Below are 21,800 nucleotides of genomic sequence, written 5' to 3'. Positions count from 1 at the left end.
CCGTTGAGGGAACAGTTGTTGATGATTGCGCATATCCTGAGTTGCTTCAAAAGAGCAGGAGGGAAACGCACTGTAAGCGGTTGTGTTTCTTGTTTCATGCAACCATTTTAACACTGTAATGGTTGCATGTCAAGCGTTTTTACCCCACCCTATCCGCCTCAAAAGGACTCGCTTGTATCCCCGTGGCTAAAGCCTGTCACTTATACACAAATATGCGATCTGGAGAAAGAACACGGAAGCGATGCGCTGCAGGTACCTCGTTTTTCCCCACACGAAAGGTGACACACGTTCGGTGAAAACGTCGCTTGTCTCGCCAAACTGAAAGCACATCATTGTGCATCAAGGGGCTTTTTTTCAACACCTTTTCCTTGCATCATGCTGAGGATCTTCTGCAAACTTTCATATTTGTGTATAAGTGACAGGGCTAAAGCCAGGGGTCTTACGCTCGGTTATGATAAAACAGCGCATTTATTCTAATCAATAAAGAAGTAAGGGATGTGAAAATGCCTGCGCATTTTCACATCCCTTACTTCTTTATTGATTCTTCAATTTTTTAGGAGCGAATGGGTTCCTGGGCGGGGGACTGGGCTTGCGCCTGGGCCTGGAGTTGCGCGTGCCATGCGCGTAAGATGCGCTCAGGGGTCAGGGGGAGCGATGGCAGGCGGATTCCGGTGGCGGAGGCCACGGCGTTGGCGATGGCCGGGGCGACCGCGCCCATGGCGACCTCGGAGACGGCTTTGGCCCCAAAAGGCCCGGCAGGCTCGGCCGTCTCGACCAGGTAGACCTGAGTGCGCGGCATATCAACCGCGTTATACAGGTGGTAGTCGCCCAGATGCTTTGTGAGCGGCTGCCCCTTCGCGTCATAGAGCAATTCTTCGCTTAAGGCGCTGCCCAGACCCTGAGCAAGCGAGCCCTGAATACGTGTCTCGGTGAGCAGGGGATTGATGACGCGTCCGGCATCCACGGCGGCGAGGATCTGCTCCACACGCACACCGCCGGTCTCGGTATCAACCTCTACCTCCGCACCAACCACGGCGAAGGTCAGAGGTACCTGCGCCAGGCGCCAGGAGGCGCTGGTCATCAACTGGCGATTCTCGACATAGAGGGCGTAGGCCGCGACCTGAGCAACGGTGAAATCCTGCTCACCCACGCCAGAGATCAGGCCATCACTCATCTTCAAGGCCTCGGGCAAGGCATTGAGCATGCGGCCTGCAATGGCCAGGATCTGGCGGCGCATTTGTTCAGCGGCCTTGCGCACCGCGCCTCCGCCAAGGTAGAGCGTCGAGGTGACCCCCTCACCTATGGCCGTGGGCGTCACAGCTGTATCTTCAGTATAGATGACTATGCTCTCCAGAGCCACGCCCAGGGTCTCAGCAGCAATCTGGGCCAGGAGGGTGCGCTCGTTATCCTCGCAACTACCGGCGCCAACGAAGATATCAAAGGACCCGTCCTCGTTGAGCTTCATGGTCGCGCCACTGGTGGAGGCTGGAGGCAGGGGGCTGCCCTGCACCGTCAGGGCTACGCCCACGCCACGGCGCAGGCGTCCATTGTTGACCACTCCGCGCTTGATATGCCAGCCCAGCTTCTCCTCGACCAGGCGCAGACATTCGGCCAGCCCGCTGCTCTCCACGAGTAAGGAGCCGACATCCTGGCCTGCGGTAGCGGCCTTGGCCAGGACAAGCTCATCACCTGTACGCAGCCAGTTACGGCGACGCAATTCAAGCGCATCCAGGCGCAGGCGACGCGCGATCTCGTCCAGGTGGCTCTCAAGGGCGAAGGCTTCCTGCGCGGAGCTATAGCCTCTCAAGGCGCTGGAAGGCGGTGTGTTGGTATAGAGTACCTCGGCGACATAGCGCATATTCGCGCAGGGATAGAGCGAGAGGGCCTGTGAAACCACGCCCTCGGGCGCGGCAAGAGGATGCGTGGCGTAGGCGCCAGTACTGGTCAGAAGCGCCATCTGGTTGGCTACCAGCTTACCATCTTGTTTGACGCCAGTTTTCAGACGAATGATATAGTTTGGCCAGACGGGACTGCTGGTAAACTCCTCGCTACGGGAGAAGGCCAGGGTCACGGGTCGCCCAGTCACCTGGGTCGCCAGTGCACAAAGGTCTTCCAGCACCACAGCCTGCTTGCTACCAAAGCCGCCACCGACCTCGGGACGAATGACACGCACCTTACGCAGGGGTAGATTAAGCAGGCGCGCCAGGGTGCGTCGCACATGATGCGGACTCTGTGTATTGGTCCTGACAACCAGCACTCCATCCGCGTCGAGATAGGTTACCACGCGATGGGTCTCAAGCGGGGCGGGCTGTGCCATTGGCACTATATACTCACCCTCGACGATCACGTCGGCCTCTTCGAAGCCCTTATCGACATCGCCTACCTCGTTGCGCACACGTGTCGCAATATTATGGGCGGCATCAAAAATGCCTCGCGCCTCCGACTCAGGATGCACACGCGGTGCATTCTGTTCCAGCGCCTGGCGAGGATCAAGCAGCGCGGGTCTGACTTCATACTCAACCTGAATTAGCCCCAGAGCCTCTTCAGCTATCTCGGGTGACTCCGCGACGACGAGCGCCACGCGGTCCCCCGCATAGCGCAGGACATAATCGAGTAAGAACTGGTCATATGGGCCACTCTCCAATAGCCCACGCTCGACGCTGGAATAAGGAGAGCGCGACACATCTTTATACGTCAATACGGCATGTACGCCAGAGACGGCCCTGGCCTCCGCGACATCGATATCACGAATGACGGCATGAGCGTGGGGACTGGTCAGCAGGCGCGCGTGCAGCATACCACGCCGCTCGATATCGGTCACAAAGGTAGGCGTACCGCTCACAAGCTGCGCGGCGTTGCTCATCGGCAGGGGCTTGCCGACAATGGCATACTCGGTATCGGCGTTGGCACTCATCCCACTGGTAATCACGGGCAAGCGATCGGTCGCGCCATTTGCGGTAAGCTGGCGATCCATGCCCAGGGCGGCCAGGGGATTCTGCTCGCTCTGGCACACGACGTTGGGGGTTACCTCCTCAACCTCTTCGCCACGTAGCAAGGCGGCGGCACGCAAGACGGCCTGCACAGGCTTCTCATATCCGCCACAGCGGCAGAGGTTGCCCGAGAGAGCCTCACGCACCTCTTCGTCACTGGGATGGTTGTTGCGCTGGAGTAAGGCATAGGCTGAGAGCAGCATACCCGAAGAACAGAAGCCACAGGGAGCGGCCCCGACCTCGACGAAGGAGCGTTGCAGGGTATTCAAGCCCTGTGCGCTGGGTAGGCCCTCGACCGTGGTCAGGGAACAGCCGCCGGCCTGGGCCGCCAGCATCACACAAGCTGGGCGCGCCACGCCATCGACAACTACCGTGCAGGCGCCACAATCGCCCGTCTCGCAGCCCTGCCGGGTTCCATAGTACCCTTCGCGCCGCAGGAGGGAGAGCAGCGTCTCATTCGCCTCCACCTGCAAACTGGTGATGACGCCATTAATCTGTAGCTCTAGTTCCATTAGACATCTCTCCCTGTGCCTGAGGCGACGCTACTACGCCAGTGCGCGCTATTGATCGCCTCTTCTAATGCATGAAACGCCAGGTTTGCGCCGCTGACGCGTCGATAGCTTCCACTTACGCGCACATCCGTTGGAGGTCGGAAGAGGGGGATGCCATTGCGCACAATGGCCTGGAGCGTGTTAGAGCTAACCGGCTGGGCCGCGGGTTGACCCTCCAATTGCTGCTCGATGGCTGTTACGCGTACAGGCTCCATGTTCACACCACCAAAGGCCAGACGCACACGCTTATAGAGACCGTTCTCGATCTCGACGAGAGCGACAACGTTCAGAAGGGCGGCGTCAGAGGGGGCACGGCTCACACGCTGAAAAGAGGTACCACAGGCGGTGAGTGGACGCGGAATGGCGATCTCGGTAATCAACTCGTTGGGGCGGCGCTCTAACTCAAACGTGCTACTGGCGATGCGACGCTCCTGTCGACCCTTGAAGACCACGCCGGAGAGGGCCAGGCCGGGGCGATCCGTCGAGCCTCCACTGAGATTCACCTGTGTGCGCGAGCCTGAGCGTACTACTATCTCGGCATCTAGTGCCACCAGGGCCGTCAAGAGATCGGCCTGGGAGACTGGACCCGTCGCAACGGTGCCCCCAATGGTCGCGCTATTGCGGATCAGGCGCGATGAGGCGGAGGCGTGCGCGGCCTGTGAAAGCACATCGATGCCTATGCCTTTAAGTTGAGGAGCCTCTGAGAGCGTTTGTAAGGTGATCATAGCTCCAATGCGTAGATAGTTAGAGTTATTATTGGAGCTATCCTCGATATACGCGAGTTGCAGATCACGTAGATCCACAACCGCCTGAATATGCTCATCCCTCACACCCAATAAATATGTCCCCCCAGCCAGGGGAACGGTTTTCACATCCAACCGCCCCAGCAGGAGGAGGGCATCCTCAATATGTTCCGCCCAATGATATTCAACCAGCTTTAGTAGCATGTACGATTACCTTCGTTGAAGAGGAAGCAATGTAAACGTTTCAACATCGACCAGTCCCTGGTCTGTAAGTTTTAGTGCTGGAATCACCGAAAGCGAGAGAAAGCTCAAGGTCATACAGGGGTGCGCCAGGGCACAGCCAAGCTCTGCCGCCGTAGCATCCAGGGCCTGCAACTGCCGCAAAAGTACAGAGACAGGCTCCAGCGAGACCAGCCCTCCAAGCGGCAGGGGTACCCGCGCACGCACCACGCCATCTACCACACAGGCAAAGCCCCCACCCATCTCTTCCAGCGCACGCGCGGCGTATAACATATCCTGATCATTGGTACCCGCGATCACCAGGTTATGCGCGTCGTGGGCCACACTTGAGGCCAGGGCACCGCGCTTGAGGCCCAGCCCCTTCACCAGCCCCAGCCCAACGCGACCGCTGGCATGATGCCGCTCGACGACCGCCAGTTTGAGCAAATCCCGCGCTGGATCGGCGACAAGCTCACCATCCAGGCACGGCGCCTCCTCTTGCAGGTGCAGTGTCGTGATCTGGTCAGGCTCAATGCCAATGACTTCGACCTTCCCGGGCTGGCCCGGAAGCTTGAAGTTGTCAAGCGTGAGATTACCAATATGGATGGTATTAGGAGCTTCTTGCATCTGTGCGCCACCAGCGGAAACCGTAAGCTTACCCGCGCATGCCACCATTTTACCATCTTTATAGACCGACTCGACGTTAAAGGTCTTCAGATCATCGAGCACCACCATATCGGCGACGAAGCCGGGGGCCAGCGCCCCGCGATCATACAGGCGGAAATATTGCGCCGTATTATAGGATGCCAGGCGAATGGCCTCCACAGGCTCCAGGCCCAATTCGATGGCGCGGCGCACCATGGAATCGATATGCCCACGCGCGATCAGGTCCTGCGGATCGCGATCATCGGTTACAAAGAAGACGCGTGGTGGGTGCAATTCATGTACCAGGGGCAACAGCGCTTCGAGATTGCGCGCCGCCGAGCCTTCACGAATCATCAACCACATCCCGAGGCGGATACGCTCGCGGGCCTCCTCCGGCGTCGTGCATTCGTGGTCGGAGTGTACGCCAGCGGCAGCATAGGCGTTCAGGTCCTTGCCACGTAGCCCCGGTGCGTGGCCATCTACCACCTGCCCATGCCGATGCGTAGCCTCAATTTTGGCGAGGACCTGCTCGTCCTGTGTCAGCACGCCTGGCATATTCATCATCTCCGCCAGGCCAAGAACGCGCTCATGTGAGAGCAAGGGCAGGAGGTCTTCAGCGTGCATGACCTTATAGGGGCTTTCATAGCTCGAGGCAGGGACGCATGAAGAGAGCAGCACATAGCTGGTGAGCGGGAGATCCTTTCCGGCATCAAGCACATACTCGATGCCCTCGCGCCCCAGGACATTGGCGAACTCGTGTGGATCGAGCATCACCGCCGTCACGCCACGTGGAACAACCAGGCGCGCGAACTCGGAGAGCTGGAGCATCGTACTCTCAATATGCATATGTCCATCGATCAGGCCGGGCGCGAGCCAGCGCCCCTCCAGATCACGCTCTTCTTTTGCTTGATAGCCAGATCCAGGGGCAGCAATACCCGCGATATATCCATCGGCCAGAACCACGTCAGCCAGATAGCACTCCCCGCTGCACACATTCACCAGGCGCGCATTGCGCAACAAAAGATCCCCGGACTGCTCTCCCCGCGCGATCTGGATACGGCGCCGCAAATTCTCCATACCACATCCCTCATCGACAATGACAAAACGACGATATTTTTAGAACTCAGTAGCAGATTTTAGCACATGGAGAGGCTATTCATATAATTTGTCAGTGTACATCACCATTATGGGTAAGCCAACGGATTGGTAGGCTCCATCGTATTAGTAGTAACGAGGTGGTAGCCCGCTACTTGTGTACGCGGTTACTGTACCACACCATCAAAGACCGGAAAAGCAACGTGCACACAGCGTTTAGTCATCTTGTAAAAGGTCCAGAAAGGATCGAAGAGATCATGAGTAATTCGACATCATCCTCACTGGCCAAGATCGCCGCCCTTATAGGCGGGGCCACGGTTGGTGTGCTGATCGCCAACTGGCTCGATGAACAACTCTTATCGCGTGCGCGCAAGCGCTCAGACTATGACCGCACCCGCTACGAGCAGGGCCTGGGGCCAATCGCCGTCACACCACGCTCAATGGAGCCTGGCCCCGCCGAAGAGATGTCAGACAACAACCTATGAATAGGAAGGGAGACGCCATGAGCACCATGACCCCTGGAGAACGTGTTCGCGCCGCGGTGGCAGGCGAAGAGGTGGATCGTGTGCCACTTTGCTTCTGGCACCACTTTCGGCCTGAGGGATCTGGCACACGCCTGGCCGAATTGACCAAGCACTTTTTTGTCGACACCTTTAAGCTAGATATCGCGAAGATCATGCCTGATCTCCCCTATTCAGCACCAGACACGGAACAGATAACGGTCGAGCAGATGCGCTTCTTGCCCCGCCTGGACCTGGATACACCGAGCTTTCGTGAACAGGTCACCTGTGTCCGTACTCTGCGCGGGATGCTGGGTGATGACTATCCCATCCTGCTCACCCTCTTTAGCCCACTGACCTATGCCATACGCTTCCTGGGCAAAGAGCAGGCACTGGCAGCAGCTAAAAACCAGCCTGACCTGCTTGGCGAGGGCCTGGGGACGATAGCGGCCAACCTGCATAAACTGATGGAGGCGGCGCTTGAGGCGGGTGCCAGTGGCATCTTCTTCTCATGTATGGGCGCGACCACGGCCGATCTGACCCTGGATGAGTATGCGGCGGTTGGCTATCCCTATGACATACAGGCCTTGCGCGGCGCCAATGGCGGCTGGCTCAATACCATCCATATCCACGCTGATCCAAACCAGGGTACGGACCAGATCTACTTTGAGTTCTTTGACCGCTATCCCGCGCAGATTCTGAGTTGGAGTGATCGCCTGACGGGTCCCAACCTGGAGGAGGCGCGAACCCTGACCGAGAAGTGTCTGATGGGTGGACTCTTTGAGCGCGGCCCCCTGACACATGGTAGCGAGACCGAGATTGAGAACGAAATGCTCTCCGCCATCATCCAGACCAAAGGACACAAATTGATCCTCGCCAACGGCTGCTCCATCCCTGACGACACTCCCGAGCAATGGCTACATATAGCGCGCAAACTCATCGACAATCCGCGCTAGGGGTTATGGTGAAATGTGTGCGTATGGGTAATGGGCTTGGCCCATTACCCATGCGCACACATTTCACCATTCCTATTTCTAGGCGAAAGCGGCCCAGGGATTGGAGGGGTAGAGAGACATAGCCGAGAAGGCCATAGGCTCGCTCTCAGCAACAGGGAGAGGCGTCACCACCCTGCCGCGCAGCGAGCGCAGCGTATCTTCCAGGCGATCAAGAATCGTGTCGATCTCGCGATAACTAATAATCAGTGGAGGTTCGACGCGAATCACGCGTGAGTTATTGAGCGTCCCCGAGATGAGCACGCCGCGCTTGAAAAGGCCCGACGCCACGGCATAGCCGGTCTCATCATTGACAAAATGCTGGCCGAGCAAGAGACCCTTACCGCTGATCCCGCGATAGATATCGCTGTAACGCTCGGCAAGGCCCTCCAACTGGCGCTTGAAGTAGGCCCCCTTCTCCGCGGCCTGCTCAACGATGCCCTCCTCAAGGGTCACATTGATCGCGGCAAGCGCGGCGGCACATGCCAGGGGGTTGCCACCCGTGGTTGAAGTATGGATGAAAGGATTTTCGTTGAAGACCTGCCAGATCTTTGGCGTCGCCATAAAGGTCCCAATGGGCATCACCCCACCACCGAGCGCCTTGGCGGAAGTAATAATATCTGGCGCCACGTTCCAGTGCTCAACACCCCAGAACTTGCCTGTCCGTCCCATGCCGGTCTGCACTTCATCCGCGATCAAAAGTACTTCATATTCGTCACAGATGCGGCGCAGGCTCGGCCAGAAGTCATCGGGGGGCACAATCGCACCCGCCTCGCCCTGAATGGGTTCCATCACAACGGCGGCGATATCGTTGCCCACTTCGCGCGCGATGCGGAGCTGCTGCTCGACGGCCTGGGCATCGCCATAGGGGACGTGATAGACATTGGGGTGGAGCGGGAGCGCGGGTCGTCTGAAGACCGCTTTCCCTGTCAGCGCAAGCGAGCCAGCCGTCTTACCATGGAAGCCACGGACCGCGGCAATAAAGCCACTCTTGCCCGTATACAGCTTGGCAAGCTTCATCGCGCCCTCAACGGCCTCGGTTCCACTCCCGACAAAGAAGCTATATTGGATATCGCCCGGCGTAACCTCTGCCAGCAGGTGCGCCAGCATGCCACGCAGCGGATCAAGCAATTCCTGTGTGGGCAGGGCACTCTTACCCAGTTGCGCCTGGACCGCGGCAATAACTTTTGGATGCGACCAGCCCAGGTTGAAAATGCCAAAGCCACCCAGGCAATCAATAAACTCGCGCCCCAACACATCTTTAAAGGTGGCGCCCCGCCCATTCCACTCCACCGCGGCCACATCTTCGGCCTCCGCGACCGATTTGCGGTATTCAATAAAACCGCTATTGTAGTACTTCGTAAAGTTCTCGACCGTGGTCTCGATCAACCACTGGGCCTCTTTGCGCTCAAGTTGAGGTTTTTGTACCACGTCGAGGTAGCGACGTGAAACATTTAAAGCCTTAAGTAAACTACCATCACTCATAAAAATCCTTTCGGGAAGCGCAAGCAAACACAACCAATTCCATCCTGGGCCGCGCACCAGAAACACAACAGCGAAACAGAGACTGTTTCCTTAAGGGTTGCTTATGGAAATGGACAATGGATATATAATCAATCAAGCAAGCCAGCCAGGGGCAAACACACAAATGTGCATAGCCACACTCGCCTAATTATCGAATATAGTAGGAGAATAGCTTCTGCTGCGGAAACCTACAGCACGGCTATAAATAGCGCTGTGTGCTCAGGATTCCGAGAGATTATGTATGGGGAAAAGGCATGAAGAGATCACGGGTAACAGGTAGAGAGGTGGAACCCTCTGAAGACATCAAATTTAGGAATGTAGCGACCTTTTCGCTTACCAGAGAAATCTGTTTTTCGCATCGCAACACCGCTTCATTGCTGAGCATTTTGCAGTATTAACATACTACTATAGTATCAGTATACCTCACGCTTCCTCACAAAGCAAGAAGGGCAAAGGTAGCTTTCGCGCCTGCGGCGCTCAAGGGTAAGGTGTATGGGCATGTGGCGTGCGCATTGCGCACGCCACATGCCCATACACCTTATCCAGAGTTGAGATTGCAAGGCGATACCGGAAGAGCATGGATGGCCGTTGTAATTCTGATAAATTCCCGCATTTTTATGCCCGCTGTAAAAATCTTCCTGGCTGGACGTGAAAAGGAGAGAGCGGTGCGGTGTGATCCGCTGCGCCGATCATGCTATCTGGCTTGTAGTCTTGTAAGGAGTTGTTCATGACAGCCCAAAAGGTGGCGCTTATTATTCCCGCGCTCAATGAAGAGGAGGCCCTCAGGCACCTGCTTCCGACCCTTCCCCACGATACCATTAGCTGGCAGATTGTTGTTGATAATGGCAGCACCGATAGAACGGCCGAGGTGGCGCGTGCGGCGGGAGCTATCGTCGTTCAGACGGCGGAGTGCGGCTACGGACGCGCCTGCTTCCGGGGGCTACAGGAGGCGTGCCGCCTGGGCGCGGAGATCGCCCTCTTTATGGATGGGGATGGCAGTGATGATCCCGCCGATATTCCCGAGATGCTAGCTCCGATCCTCTCGCAGCAGGCCGACCTGGTGATGGGGTCGCGCGTAAGCAAACGAGCTGAGAAGGGAGCGATCCCACCCCAGGCACGCCTGGGCAACTGGCTGGTCAGTCGCATGATCACCCTCCTCTATGGTGCCACCCTCCATGATATCGGCTCGTTTCGCGCCATTCGGTGCGAGCAACTGGCACGGCTGAATATGAGTGAGATGACCTTTGGCTGGCCTGTGGAGATGCTGGTCAAGGCGGCCAGAGCGCGTTATCGCATCCTGGAGGTACCTATTCACTATCGTCAGCGCAGCCATGGCCACTCCAAGGTCGCAGGTACGCTCGTTGGCAGCGTCAAGGCCGCCTATTATATGCTCAGCACTACGCTACGCTACGCGTCGGCAATTGCAGGATCCTCTGACGGATCGAAGGACAATACTAGTAGCTCAGCGATCGCGTCTCCCAGCAAATCTGGATTGGCAAGAAAAATATAACAAGTAAAAACAGGTGTGTCAAGTGTTTTTTTACAAAAGGAGGAATGCATGGATGACACAGCGCTCGTCATTATAGCGCGCGCCCCCGAGCCTGGAAAAACCAAGACGCGCCTGGCACGCTCCATTGGGGATGAGGCGACAGTGCTGCTCTATCGCGCATTCTTGAAGGACCTGGCCCTGCGCTTTAGTGAGGCTCCTTATGCCTTGCACTGGGCCTATTCGCCCGTGCATGTTGATTATAACGCGCTGTTAGAGGAGCTGGTTCCTGGCAGGGGGCGGCACATGCGCTGCTTTCCCCAGGAGGGCCAGGATTTCAATACGCGCTTACATCATATCTTTCGCTGGACAGAGCGCCAGGGGTTTCGCAAGACGATCCTGCTTGGCTCTGATTCGCCGCACATCAGGCGTCAAATTATTGATGAAGTAAACGAGCGCCTGAATACGACAGATATTGTGCTTGGGCCAGCCGAGGATGGCGGCTACTACCTCCTGGGCATGCGCCAGGCACACGACGTCTTTAGTGGCATTCCCATGAGTACCGAGGTGGTGACACAGATGACAATTGCCGCCGCGCACCGGAAGCGACTCTCTGTCCACCTCGTGGAACAACTTCAGGACATAGATGAACTACCCGACCTGCTTAAGCTAGCGGAGATACTCCAGGTCAAACCAGGCCTGGCACCAATCACCGCCGCACATTTAGCCACGCATCCCGCACTCACCAAAGCCTTTAGCCGCACAAAGGAGTCTGTATGACAATCACGACACCTGTTCTTACCTTGCCACGCTCGATCTATATTGAGCCCACCAGCCGTTGTAATGAGTTCTGCCAGCAGTGTCCACGCACGCTGCTCTCACGTGAAGAGGACCGGGATCTGCCCTTCGACGAGTTTCGCAAGATCGTCGATCAGTTTCCGGTGCTCGATCGCGTCGTGCTGCATGGGTTGGGCGAGCCACTGTTAAATAAAGACCTGCCTAAAATGGTGCGCTATTTAAAGGATCGCGGCACCTATGTGCTCTTCAACTCCAATGGCATTGCGCTGACTGAGAAGAAGGGCGGGGAGCTTATCGATGCCGGCCTCGATGAGTATCGCCTCTCGATGGACGGCTCCAGTCGCGAGATCTACGCACATGTGCGGGGCGTCGATGCCTTTGAGAAAATCTGGCGCAATGTTCGAGCCTTTGTGCAGTTGCAGAAGGCGCGTAACGCCAGCAAGCCAGCCATCTCGCTCTGGTTCACCGCCATGCGCGAAAACCTGCACGAGCTGCCGCATCTGGTTGAGCTGGCGGCCGAGGCAGGTATCCCCGAGGTCTATATGCAGCGCCTGGTTTACTTTGAAGAGGGACTGGCAGCTTCCAAACAGTCGCTCTTCCGTCGCTCAAGTCAGGAGGAGCTGGCCCTGGTACATCGTAGCGAGGAGCTGTGCAAAGAGCAGGGCATCCGTTTCAACGCCGCCGGGTCCGCGACGCCGATGCAGAGTATTCTACGCGACTTTGGGGAGCGCCCCTGGTCCGGCTGCACACGCCCCTACAATCTGACCTACATCACCTCTAGCGGCAATGTGCTCTCCTGCTGCTTCGCCCCTTTGGGCATCGCAGCGCGCGCGAATATCGCGAAGAGCGCGTCCTGGGCAATGTCTTTCAGGAGTCCATCGAGCAGATCTGGTTCGGAGAGCGCTATGAGGCCTTCCGTCGCGCCTTTGAGAGCGAGCATCCCGCTCGTCACTGCTCCCAATGCGGCCTGAACTGGAGCTACTAACAAAGAAAGAGAAGGGTACCCGCCTTGCGGATACCCTTCTCGCCAGTCCCCACGTTGCTCAATCCCCGTTGTAAGAAAGGAAGTTCATGTCTCCCTGTGTGCGGCTGTTGGCATTAGTCGATGTCTGGTGCACTCATGCACACAAAGCTCCAGTCAAGAGGCGAACCTAACAGGCCATATACCGTTGCCTGGTTATCCAATTGATATGTTCCCGCATCTACCTGTGACTTGATTTGTTCCACTCTAGCGAGGCGGGCCTTTTCATCACGTTGCACTTGAATACGTACCTGGAGGGCTGCGATACTCTCCCCTACAGGTGGACTGGAGTGCCGCCTGACCTGCGGCTGTGACGAAACCATTCCCGTTGTTTCAACGGCTGTATCTATACGTACGGCGCGTGCTTTCATGTAACTAACAGAGCAGCTACCCCTAATCTGTCCTATGCTCTCTATCATCGAAGAGCTATGCATAGGCAGGAGTTGAGCCGCACACTCCTTTCTCCCAATCTTCTTATATCGTATTTTTGCAGCCCTCCCCAAGGCGATCAGGGGCTTGTACACCTCATACCTTCCAGATGGCCACACCTATAACCCAAAAGTCCACTTTCCATCACTCCCCACACCTATCTATATCGGCCCCTGATCCTATAATAGCAGTGTAGAAAAGCACATGCCTTGTGTGTAGAGAGGAAGGTCCTTAGCTCTAGGGGCGAAGGCCCCTATCATTGGTCCTTTCCTTTCGCGCCTGCGACGCTCACAGGATAAGATGGTTCGGCGTGGTGTGCGGGCGAACGCCCGCACACCACGCCGAACCATCTTACTCAGAGGGATAAGCGGATACGCGAAGGGGTCAGCGCGCACTGGCTATCTCCCTTGCTCAGCGGGATGAAGACGGGCTGGCGAGAGCTTCCTGGCGCGTGCGGGCGAGGTAGCGGCGATAGCGTAGGAGGCGCTGCATCCCTGCATCCAGGCGGGCCTTCTTGCCCAGGCGCCAGAGCAGGAGTGAGGCCAGGGTGAACGCTTCTACCGAGGACCCTAGCGCGTAGCCCAGGGGTATCGCGAGAATGACGTAGGCTCGTGGTAGTACACCAATGAGCACGATAATGGTGCCCACGCGGCAGAGTAGGGAGAGGATACCAGTAAAGAGCGGAGTCGTGGCATCCTTCAAGGCCAGGAAGCCACGGCTAATCATGTCGCCTGCCGTGACCCCAGGAATGGCAAAGACATATCCCAATAGCGCCAGGTAGGTCAGCGCGGTCGAGTGGGCATCGAAGGCTCCATGCTGGAAGATCAGGCGGATAATCCATTGACCCGTAACGGCTAAGCCTATCGCCGCGGGCAGCGTCAATAAAATGGAGGCGCCCATGACCCTCAAGGCCATGTAGCGCATGCGCACATAGCGTCCTGCGGCGGCATGGATCGTCATATGCGGCAGGAGCGCCTGGCCGATGGCCTGCGAGAGTAGAGAGAAGGGGAGAGCCTGTAACATATCGGCGTTATGTAGCGCCGCTAGACTGGCGGGATCAGGCAGGAAGGAGACGAAATAGGTCTCGATAATAAGGGCCAGGTAGGCCACGGCAAGCGCGAGCGAGTTAGGTCCCAGGAGTCTCAGGACCTCCAGCAGGCCGGGATGGCGAAAATTCCAGGTAAACGAATAGCGCACTCCTTGCCTGAAGAGCGGGATAGCCTGCACCGCGACCTGCAAGAACGAGGCCACCAACACGCCATAGGTGGGACCATAGATGCCTATGCTAGGAATGAAGCGCGTACAGGCGAGCCCGGCAATCTGGCCTAGATTATAAATCGCGATGGAGAAGGCAGGCAGTAGGAACTGGCGCTTACTATTTAAGACGCCGGTGACAATCGTTCCCAGGCAGAGCAATAGAGGCTGAAAGAGCAGGATGCGTGTGAGCGAGATCGTTAGGACCTTCTCAGTCTCGCTATAGCCTGGGACCAGGAGCGAACGCGTAAAGGTTGGCACAAAAAACTCGCCCCCGATCACGACGAGCGTCAAAACCAGCAGCATGACATTAAAGACCAGGCTGGAGAGCTTCCAGGCGGCCTCCTGTCCCTTCCTCTTCTCATACGCCAGGAAAACCGGGATAAAGGCGTGGCTCAGCGCGCCGCCTGCGATCAGGTTGAAGAGAGCATCCGGTAGACGGATCGCGGCATAGAAGGCATTGGCCTCGGGACCAGTGCCAAAGAAGGCGTTAAAAAGGCTCTGGCGGATGACCCCCAAACCTCTTGAAGCCAGGATACCGATCATCAAGAGCAGAGCGGCCTCTACGATACTAAAGCGTCGTGAGGTCAGCCCTCCACTCAAACGAAAATTACGGATGTTAAAACGAAAGACACGGCCACCCCATACACGAAAGACACGGCCACCCCACACCTTTGTCAACGCATGCTGTTTTTTTTGTTCAGACATAAATAGTGTTATTACTTTCTCCCTGTCCTACTTTGCGGGTATAAAGAGCAGGGTATAGAGCCTCCCAACCTCAAATAGGATCTTTTCCCTTCCCTATTTCACCTCATCCCAAACAAGCTTTGCTCGCCGTTATTTTTGGTAGCTATGAATAAAACGTCATCATCTCGTGCTATTTTCATATATCTTCATTTTCTGACATATGGCCTTATAAGGAAACAAAATAGCCTTTTTCAGCTATCCATTGCCAGGGAAGCTAGTAAAGGCCGGGTTTATCAGCTACATTAAAAGGTAAAAGAAAAAACGCGACGGCAACGCCATCAGCGAGGATTTTAATTATGTTTTCATCCGCGAAGAAAAAAACGCCCGCCTCGCGCTCAAAGCAGAGCGAGAATCCTGTGCCTGTACCCCCACAAATCCCCATGCCAACCCCATGGGGCAATGCGCCCTCTCCCTCTTTTCAGCCGCCACAGCCCACCCCATATATACCCGGGACACCCTTCGTCCCTTTTGGCGCACCACAAGGAACACCTGGTATGGCAGAGTGGCCAAAACAGATGCCCGGGGAACCCTCACAAACACCACAGGATGCGCCAGCGGCAAGACAGAGGCAGAGAATCACACGCCAACTCTCTTCCATCTCTACCGAAGAGGGCAAACCGCTTCCCACACTCAATACTCCTCCTCGCTCCACCACCTCGCCGCTCGCCACACGCCCACTCGGCGCTATGTCATCTCAACCAGGACACGCGACGTTTAAAGCGGGGACACGTCCTCTCACATACATTCCCGGCACCCCTCGCGTCGTAAAGACCACGCCACTGCCGCCAGCGCCCACACCACGGAGCCGCTCACGGAAGTTTGTGATCTCTATGGTGAGTATGCTGATAATTTTACTCTTGACCGTGGTCGTCACCACACCACTTGGCAACTCGAACGCGCCACTCCTGCAAGGTATCGGCAACCTGTTGTTGAGCGACGCGCAAAATCCCTTCAGCCCTGCCCAGCATATCGCGACCCCCACCGCCACTCCTGCCTTGACCACCCTGGAGGGATCCTGCAATGCCCCTTATATGGGCCTGTGGGGGATCTGTGCCACGGCGGTCACTGACAGTGGAGTCATGGGCACAGGCGACATGCAGCCACCAATGAAAGGGGAGAGGATCACCCAGGGCTTTGGCTTACCCGAGTATCAGACCTGGTGCAGTTGCGTCAAACCGCATACCGGGATCGACCTGGCAACGGCGTATGGCAACCCGGTTATGGCATCTGATAGCGGGCAGGTCATCTGGGTGGGCTGGGATTGGTCGGGCCTGGGGAACGCCGTCAAGATTAATCATGGACACTATATCGCGACCGTCTATGGGCACCTGGCCAGCTATATCGTCCATGTGGGACAAAACGTCAATAAAGGGGATGTCATCGCGTATGAGGGGAGCACCGGGGCCTCTTCTGGCCCTCATGTGCATTTTATGGTGGTGGATAATAATCACTTTAAAGATCCGACGCTTTACATGACACTTCCTTAGCTGGTATTCTCGCGCCTGCGGCGCTCGCAGAGTAAGTAGTGTTGTGTGCCCTGGCAGCCTGCGGCTGCCAGGGCACACAACACTACTTACCAGAAATAGCTTGCAACGGGGTTAGCCCGCATGACCTGCCAATTTTTGCAACGGGGTTAGCCCGCATAGCCTGCCAATTTTTGCAACGGGGTCCAGGGGCGCTGCCCCTGGCGGGGTTTGGGGTGTCCCCAATTCCTCTTTCTGTCGCCGCCGTAGGCAGTAAGAAAAACCTGCATATGGGGTAAGCTGAGAGAAAAGAAAAGAGGCCGGAAAGCAGCATCGGCCTCTTTTGAATTGCTCTACTTTAGTACAGGCAGCAGTGTTGTATGCGAATACAGGCATGCGTATGCCCATACATGAGCACTAAAGGCTACGCCTGTACATTGTACTTCGAACGGCGGCGACTGATTGAGCCACCCTTACGCCCGGCAGCCTGGGCCTCTTCACTGGTCCACTTGTGGGCTGTGCCGAGAGCATGAGCTGCTTTTCCGCCTTTGCTCGCAATTTCTTTTTTCTTTTCGGGACTCATAGAAGCGAAACCACGACCGCGACCTTTTTGTGACTGCATCGATTTTCTCCTCTTCAGTTTCTAGTGACTTCTCGTCGTCAATGCTTGCGAACCACACTAGAGAGCCGAAACAGACAACCTCTCCAACTCTCGCAATGAAGATAAGCTCCTAGCTTGCTCTATTTTTACTTTAGAGCCAAGCTGTTGTATACCTCATACACTAAACACGACGCATGTAACGTTTTGGATACAGCAGAGGTGAAGCTTTCTTCGTAAACCCAGCAGCTATCTGCCCACCTGAATGAACTTACAATAGCTTGCTGTGTTCGTTAACAGTTAAAGCATAACAGCAACCCCAAAGAGGGGGCAACCCCTGCCAGAAAATTTTCAGCGTTCTCTAAGGTTTACTTAAGCATTTCTAAGGAAAGGATGAGCTTACAGGGGTGTATCTATGGTCAGGAGAGGAGAAAAAAAGCATAGGCGAGAAGAGGCGCCAGAGAAAGCTTAAAAAAGGCTAAGTTTTTTAAGGCTAGAAAGGAGGGTGCGTGACGATGCGCATAGGACATTTAGGGCTATGACGACGCCAGTGGTCCTGTAACACTTTTAATTAGAGAAATAATCTCGTCGACCGAGAAAGGCTTTTCGAGCAGGGAGACCTGGAGGTCGCGCAAGGCCTCGATATCGGTGAACGTCGCCGCGGTAGTTAAAATAATAGGCAAAGAGGCCAGGTGAGGAAAGCCGCGCATCTGCTTGATCACCTCGAAGCCCGACATCGTTCCATTCAAGCGCCAATCGACGATTAATAGATCAACGGGTTCGAAGCCTGACGCGATATTCGTGAGGGCGCCCAAGCATGCCTCGGCGTCGGCATAGGCCGCCACCAGATAGCCTTCATCTTGTAGCACGAGCATGACCATTTCTTGAATGGCTATATCGTCTTCAAGCAGACCTACTCGCATAACTCTTCCCTTCGAAAACATCAAATACGAGGAATATACACGCACACTATAACAAACTGTGCTTTATTTAGCAAGTGCCAAACAAGCGTGAACCTACTTCATTCTACCATCTAGCCTGAGAAGGGGTAAAGGTATGTCTGGGGATGGGCTGGGGCTGCCAGCCTATCCCCAGACATATCTTTGCGAGCGTTCCTTGGCCAGTACTGCTGATTTATGGCATATGCAGTACTATTTCGTCTGGAGCCGGGACTTTAGCGCGTTGAGGTTGCCGATACTCTGGTTGAGGCGTTTTCTCATCTGCCATAGGCATGGGCGCGATGGGCAGGGCTAGCGTAATACTCGTGCCGCGCCCTTCGTCACTCTGAAGCCATACCTGCCCATGCATCTGCTCAACCAGGGTCTGCACAAGGTAGAGTCCCAACCCATTTCCCGGCACGCGCTCATGCATATCGTGTTCCAGGCGCGTAAAGGGGCGGAAAAGTGCTTGTTGCAGGTGGCGGGGGATACCGACCCCGTGATCATGGACAGTCACGTAGAGATAATGGTCCTCCGCCGGGCGCTCACGCTCTGTATGCGTTGCCACAAGGAAGTAAGAGGATCCGCTATAGGGAGCATGATCGGTCACCAATATCTCGATCAATCCTCCCTGAGGAGAGTATTTGATGGCGTTATCAAGCAAATTAGCCAGCGCCTGGCGTACACGCTCCGGGTCCACCCAGGCAGGTGGCATCTCGCGCGCGACCTCCGCAACCTCCGCGACCTCTAAAGAAAGGCGATACTGACCCGGGCTTACCTGCTCCAGGCGCTCTTGCTCAGGCATAATCATTTGTCGACAGAGACTCACAATATCTACCGCATCCAGGCTCATCCGCAGTTGCCCCTGGCTGACTCGCGCCACATCCTGTACGTCGTTTAGCAATAACTCCAGTTGCTGTGTCTTCTCCTGAACCATGCGTAAGTAGGCGCGCCAATCTAAGCTCTCTAAACTGGCCTCCTGCGCGCCTGGATCATCGCCATAGGTCATATAAAGCTCGGTATAGCCCTTGAGGGCCGTCAATGGGCGGCGCAACTCATGGCAAAGAAGGGCAAGAAAATGATGTTGCTCTTGCAGAAACTGCGCGCTGGTGTCTTGATGCCGCCTGACACAGCTCTCACCGTACAATTCTATCAGTCCCTCAAGCAGTCGGCGCGATCCAGTCGCCAGGTAGTGTTGTAAGAGATGCATAATTCCGGGATGAAAGAACTCAGGCTGGGTATGGCAACACACCAGCATTCCCAACAACCCACCAGAACTCGAGACTGGGACAACCACCAGGCTGCCGACAGACGCCTGACCAGGCAGGTGCGCCGCATTGCTAATCCAGGGTACGCCCATCTGCGTGGTAATGTCATAGAGCGCGCGCAAGGCACCCTCCATTTCCTCATCCCAGCTTCCTGGTTTGCCATATGTACGTTGAAGATCTTCTCGGACGCAGAGACGCTGAAGTAGGGGATGAGCCAGTGCAGTCTCAAAACACACCAGGTCCAGATAGACAATATCACAATTAATGAGCGCGCGAATCTCCATAATCACACGCGCGAATAGAGCTTCAGCCGAAGACATACCATACCTCGTACCAGCCACACATGTACAAATTCTATCTAGTTTAGTATAAATGCAAATAAGGGCAAGCGAGCACTATTTCCGCCTCGTTTTTATTCTTGACCGAAACGAGCCAAAAAGGTACAATGAGCATATATTCCCTTAAAATTATAATTGTACATACAACATTCAAAAAGAGATGGGGAGGATGGGGATGCCAGATACGAGCTCTAAACAAGTGCCTCTAGAGGCTGAGATACCGTCACCAATGGTGAAACATGAAGTTGAAGACCATACACATATTGTGCATATGCTTAAACCAGAAGCCCCTGACATACAGCATACCCAGGAGCCTTTAACAGGAGTACCAGACGCCCTGGCAAGCTTTTCAACGGGTGCGCTGGAGTACAGGCTCCTCCACCAGGTACAGCCTCCGCTTGATATAGACACACCAGTGCACAAGGCCAGCTTGAATGCTTTGCGGAGAGAGGTCACCTGTCTTTTGACCCGCTTGAGCTGGCGGAAAGCGCTACCCGAGGAGGTCGCTGCGCGCCTCACTGAACTCCTGCCAGTCGGCCCCTTCTCTCTCTGGCACCCTCACCTCCTCGCCACCCTCTTTGAAATCGACCGACGGGGACACTTGCTTCCCGCCTGGCTTTATCTTATCCAGCAAGGCGATGTTTCCTCTCAGGCACCAGGTGACGATCCTACCATACAGTCTCACAACTACGCTCGCCGCATCGCCATCCTCTTGCTTGGCTACTATAAACAGGTAGGCACACCAGCAGCGGACTCGCCCGCTAGAGACGCCCAGGATACATTGCCGATGCTACAGGCCCTGCTCCATGATCCCTCTGCCTCATTCTATGCAGCGCGGGCTCTGGCACACCTGGGGCACAATCAGGCGCAACAGATCCTGTTGCAAACGCTCTGCGAGACCAGAGGCTGGAACAGGCTCGCCATTCTTGAACAATGCCTGGCCCTTGGGCATGCACCATTTGCGGAATTCTTGCTAACGCATGGGATCGCTAAGATGCCCGGCCTGGAACACTATGCGGCGAGCGCACTCTATCACGCACTCGACCTGGCACCCTACCTGGAGCAGAGCAGGCAGCAGCCCCGGCTCGCTGCGCAGGCGGCGCTTGTGTTCTATTATGTGATAGAGGAGAGTAAAGAGCCATCATCCGCATACCAGGAGGCAGTCCCACGCCTCTTTACGCGCCCTCTTGCAGACCAGGCCAGCTCGCTCTTCAAAAGTGCAAGGCAGCAGCCATCCTGGCAGGCAGCACTCGCCCTTCATGCCCTGGGAGCGCTCTGTGCTCGCTACTGGCAGGCCATCAACCAGGGCCTGGCCCTGGAGAGCAACCTTGTAGCTCAGATCTATCCCTGCCTCCCCATGATGCCTGAAATTGAAGCATGGATGCAACACAATGGGCGCGAACTGCTCTTTACCGCCCTCTGTTCCCAGCAGGATACCCTCCTGCCCCTCCTCGCCCAGGCCCTGGCTGAGCTTGGCGAGATCCGCGCCGTAGACCCTCTATTGCTCTACCTGGAGAGCGTCCGCACGCTGGAACACCAGGAGCAGGCTCAGGCGCTGAGCAGCGTCTGCCTGGCTCTTGGACAATTTGGTGACCTGCGCGCCGCCCCTGTGCTACAGAAGCTGGTGGCGAACGTCATCGATCCCTCCGGCAGGCGCCGACGCGCTCCACTCAAGGAGGCGCTCCTGGAGCCACAGGCAACCGACTATGCGGGGAGCCTGCTGTATGTGGCAGTACTTCAAGCCTGCCGCCAGCTTCCCACGCCCGAAGCACAAGCATTAAGCTATCAGGGGCTAAACGATCTCGATCCACGTGTACGCCTGGCCGCTCTAGAAACACTACGCATCCTTGATGCCACAGGCAGCGAAGCCCAAAGCCGGGCAAGCGTTCGCCAGGCCCTCAGCGATCAGAACGCGGCAGTAGCCGGCCTGGCCTGCCAGGTTAGCGCCCAGTATCATGACCAGGAAGCCGCACCTCTCCTGCAACAACTGCTTATCACACATCCCGCGGTGACACAAGCCACCCTCCTGGCACTCCACCAGCTCCAAAAAGAGGGGTAATTGGTGGTATGTGATATGGAAAGGCCAGCAGCCTTTCCATATCACATACCACCAATAGCCACGGTTTTGCGAGAAATATTGACCGTTTTCATCCCCAGATGATAGATCTCTATACTCTTATTTTCTATATGGACTGTATTTG

General features: G+C 56.1%; 16 protein-coding genes and 1 pseudogene. 8 read left to right on the top strand and 9 right to left on the bottom strand.

Translation table 11 applies throughout. The annotated features are described in order from the left end of the window. Positions 1–553: 553 nt before the first annotated feature. From KTE_RS18565 to ade, 3 genes are read right to left on the bottom strand one after another with little or no spacing between them, the layout of a single operon-like run. Positions 554–3,502, bottom strand: coding sequence for a molybdopterin-dependent oxidoreductase (locus tag KTE_RS18565; protein WP_201383404.1), 2,949 nt, complete (start codon positions 3,500–3,502; stop codon positions 554–556). After that, on the bottom strand, positions 3,502–4,488 hold the full coding sequence (locus KTE_RS18560; protein WP_201383402.1) for a xanthine dehydrogenase family protein subunit M: 987 nt from the start codon (positions 4,486–4,488) through the stop codon (positions 3,502–3,504). The genes KTE_RS18565 and KTE_RS18560 overlap by 1 nt, the downstream gene beginning before the upstream one ends. Before the next feature lie 6 nt (positions 4,489–4,494). Then, positions 4,495–6,225 (bottom strand): adenine deaminase, encoded by a 1,731-nt coding sequence (gene ade, locus KTE_RS18555; RefSeq protein ID WP_201383400.1) that lies wholly within the window; start codon positions 6,223–6,225, stop codon positions 4,495–4,497. Between the two features lie 275 nt (positions 6,226–6,500). Between ade and KTE_RS18550 the strand changes: the two genes are divergently transcribed. Both KTE_RS18550 and KTE_RS18545 read left to right on the top strand, forming a co-directional pair. Continuing rightward, complete coding sequence (locus tag KTE_RS18550; RefSeq protein ID WP_201383398.1) at positions 6,501–6,728, top strand: hypothetical protein; 228 nt, start codon at positions 6,501–6,503, stop codon at positions 6,726–6,728. 17 nt (positions 6,729–6,745) lie between these two features. Further along, positions 6,746–7,699, top strand: coding sequence for a uroporphyrinogen decarboxylase family protein (locus KTE_RS18545; protein ID WP_201383396.1), 954 nt, complete (start codon positions 6,746–6,748; stop codon positions 7,697–7,699). A gap of 78 nt (positions 7,700–7,777) precedes the next feature. On the opposite strand, the gene KTE_RS18540 is transcribed toward KTE_RS18545, so the two are convergent. Next, positions 7,778–9,220, bottom strand: coding sequence for a putrescine aminotransferase (locus KTE_RS18540; RefSeq protein WP_201383394.1), 1,443 nt, complete (start codon positions 9,218–9,220; stop codon positions 7,778–7,780). 766 nt (positions 9,221–9,986) lie between these two features. On the opposite strand from KTE_RS18540, the gene KTE_RS18535 reads away from it, so the two are divergent. The 4 genes and pseudogenes from KTE_RS18535 (at position 9,987) to KTE_RS49630 (ending at position 12,528) form a co-directional block, all read left to right on the top strand. Continuing rightward, positions 9,987–10,769 carry a glycosyltransferase family 2 protein gene (locus KTE_RS18535; RefSeq protein WP_201383392.1) on the top strand — a complete coding sequence of 261 codons (783 nt, stop codon included), beginning with the start codon at positions 9,987–9,989 and terminating at the stop codon, positions 10,767–10,769. 48 nt (positions 10,770–10,817) lie between these two features. Beyond that, positions 10,818–11,525, top strand: coding sequence for a TIGR04282 family arsenosugar biosynthesis glycosyltransferase (locus tag KTE_RS18530; RefSeq protein WP_201383390.1), 708 nt, complete (start codon positions 10,818–10,820; stop codon positions 11,523–11,525). Then, positions 11,522–11,950: pseudogene (locus KTE_RS49635) on the top strand (radical SAM protein); the annotation flags it as partial. The gene KTE_RS18530 and the pseudogene KTE_RS49635, both read left to right, overlap by 4 nt. Positions 11,951–12,339: 389 nt before the next feature. Next, complete coding sequence (locus tag KTE_RS49630) at positions 12,340–12,528, top strand: SPASM domain-containing protein (RefSeq protein ID WP_374226814.1); 189 nt, start codon at positions 12,340–12,342, stop codon at positions 12,526–12,528. A gap of 113 nt (positions 12,529–12,641) precedes the next feature. Here KTE_RS49630 and KTE_RS18520 read toward each other — a convergent pair whose 3' ends face one another. Next, entirely contained in the window at positions 12,642–12,887 is a 246-nt protein-coding gene (locus KTE_RS18520; protein ID WP_236600482.1) for a flagellar biosynthesis anti-sigma factor FlgM, read from the bottom strand. Positions 12,888–13,404: 517 nt separating this feature from the next. Continuing rightward, the gene (murJ, locus tag KTE_RS18515) at positions 13,405–14,955 is read right to left on the bottom strand and encodes a murein biosynthesis integral membrane protein MurJ (protein ID WP_201383384.1); all 1,551 of its coding nucleotides are present in this window, start codon (positions 14,953–14,955) and stop codon (positions 13,405–13,407) included. A gap of 533 nt (positions 14,956–15,488) precedes the next feature. On the opposite strand from murJ, the gene KTE_RS18510 reads away from it, so the two are divergent. Beyond that, positions 15,489–16,481, top strand: coding sequence for a M23 family metallopeptidase (locus KTE_RS18510; RefSeq protein WP_201383382.1), 993 nt, complete (start codon positions 15,489–15,491; stop codon positions 16,479–16,481). Positions 16,482–16,881: 400 nt separating this feature from the next. Here KTE_RS18510 and KTE_RS18505 read toward each other — a convergent pair whose 3' ends face one another. The 3 genes from KTE_RS18505 to KTE_RS18495 form a co-directional block, all read right to left on the bottom strand. Then, a complete protein-coding gene (locus KTE_RS18505) occupies positions 16,882–17,079 on the bottom strand; it encodes a KGG domain-containing protein (RefSeq protein ID WP_007911183.1) in 198 nt (65 codons plus the stop codon). Positions 17,080–17,591: 512 nt separating this feature from the next. After that, positions 17,592–17,978, bottom strand: coding sequence for a response regulator (locus tag KTE_RS18500; protein WP_201383380.1), 387 nt, complete (start codon positions 17,976–17,978; stop codon positions 17,592–17,594). Positions 17,979–18,189: 211 nt separating this feature from the next. Continuing rightward, positions 18,190–19,581: a sensor histidine kinase KdpD gene (locus KTE_RS18495; protein WP_201383378.1), complete on the bottom strand. Its 1,392-nt coding sequence runs from the start codon at positions 19,579–19,581 to the stop codon at positions 18,190–18,192. A gap of 193 nt (positions 19,582–19,774) precedes the next feature. On the opposite strand from KTE_RS18495, the gene KTE_RS18490 reads away from it, so the two are divergent. Then, entirely contained in the window at positions 19,775–21,658 is a 1,884-nt protein-coding gene (locus KTE_RS18490; protein WP_201383376.1) for a HEAT repeat domain-containing protein, read from the top strand. Positions 21,659–21,800 lie beyond the last annotated feature (142 nt).

It is taken from the genome of Ktedonobacter sp. SOSP1-85 (assembly GCF_016587415.1).
GTDB lineage: Bacteria > Chloroflexota > Ktedonobacteria > Ktedonobacterales > Ktedonobacteraceae > Ktedonobacter.
The sequence above is the reverse complement of the archived record's forward strand: the minus strand, read 5'-3'. Positions and strand labels throughout refer to the sequence as shown.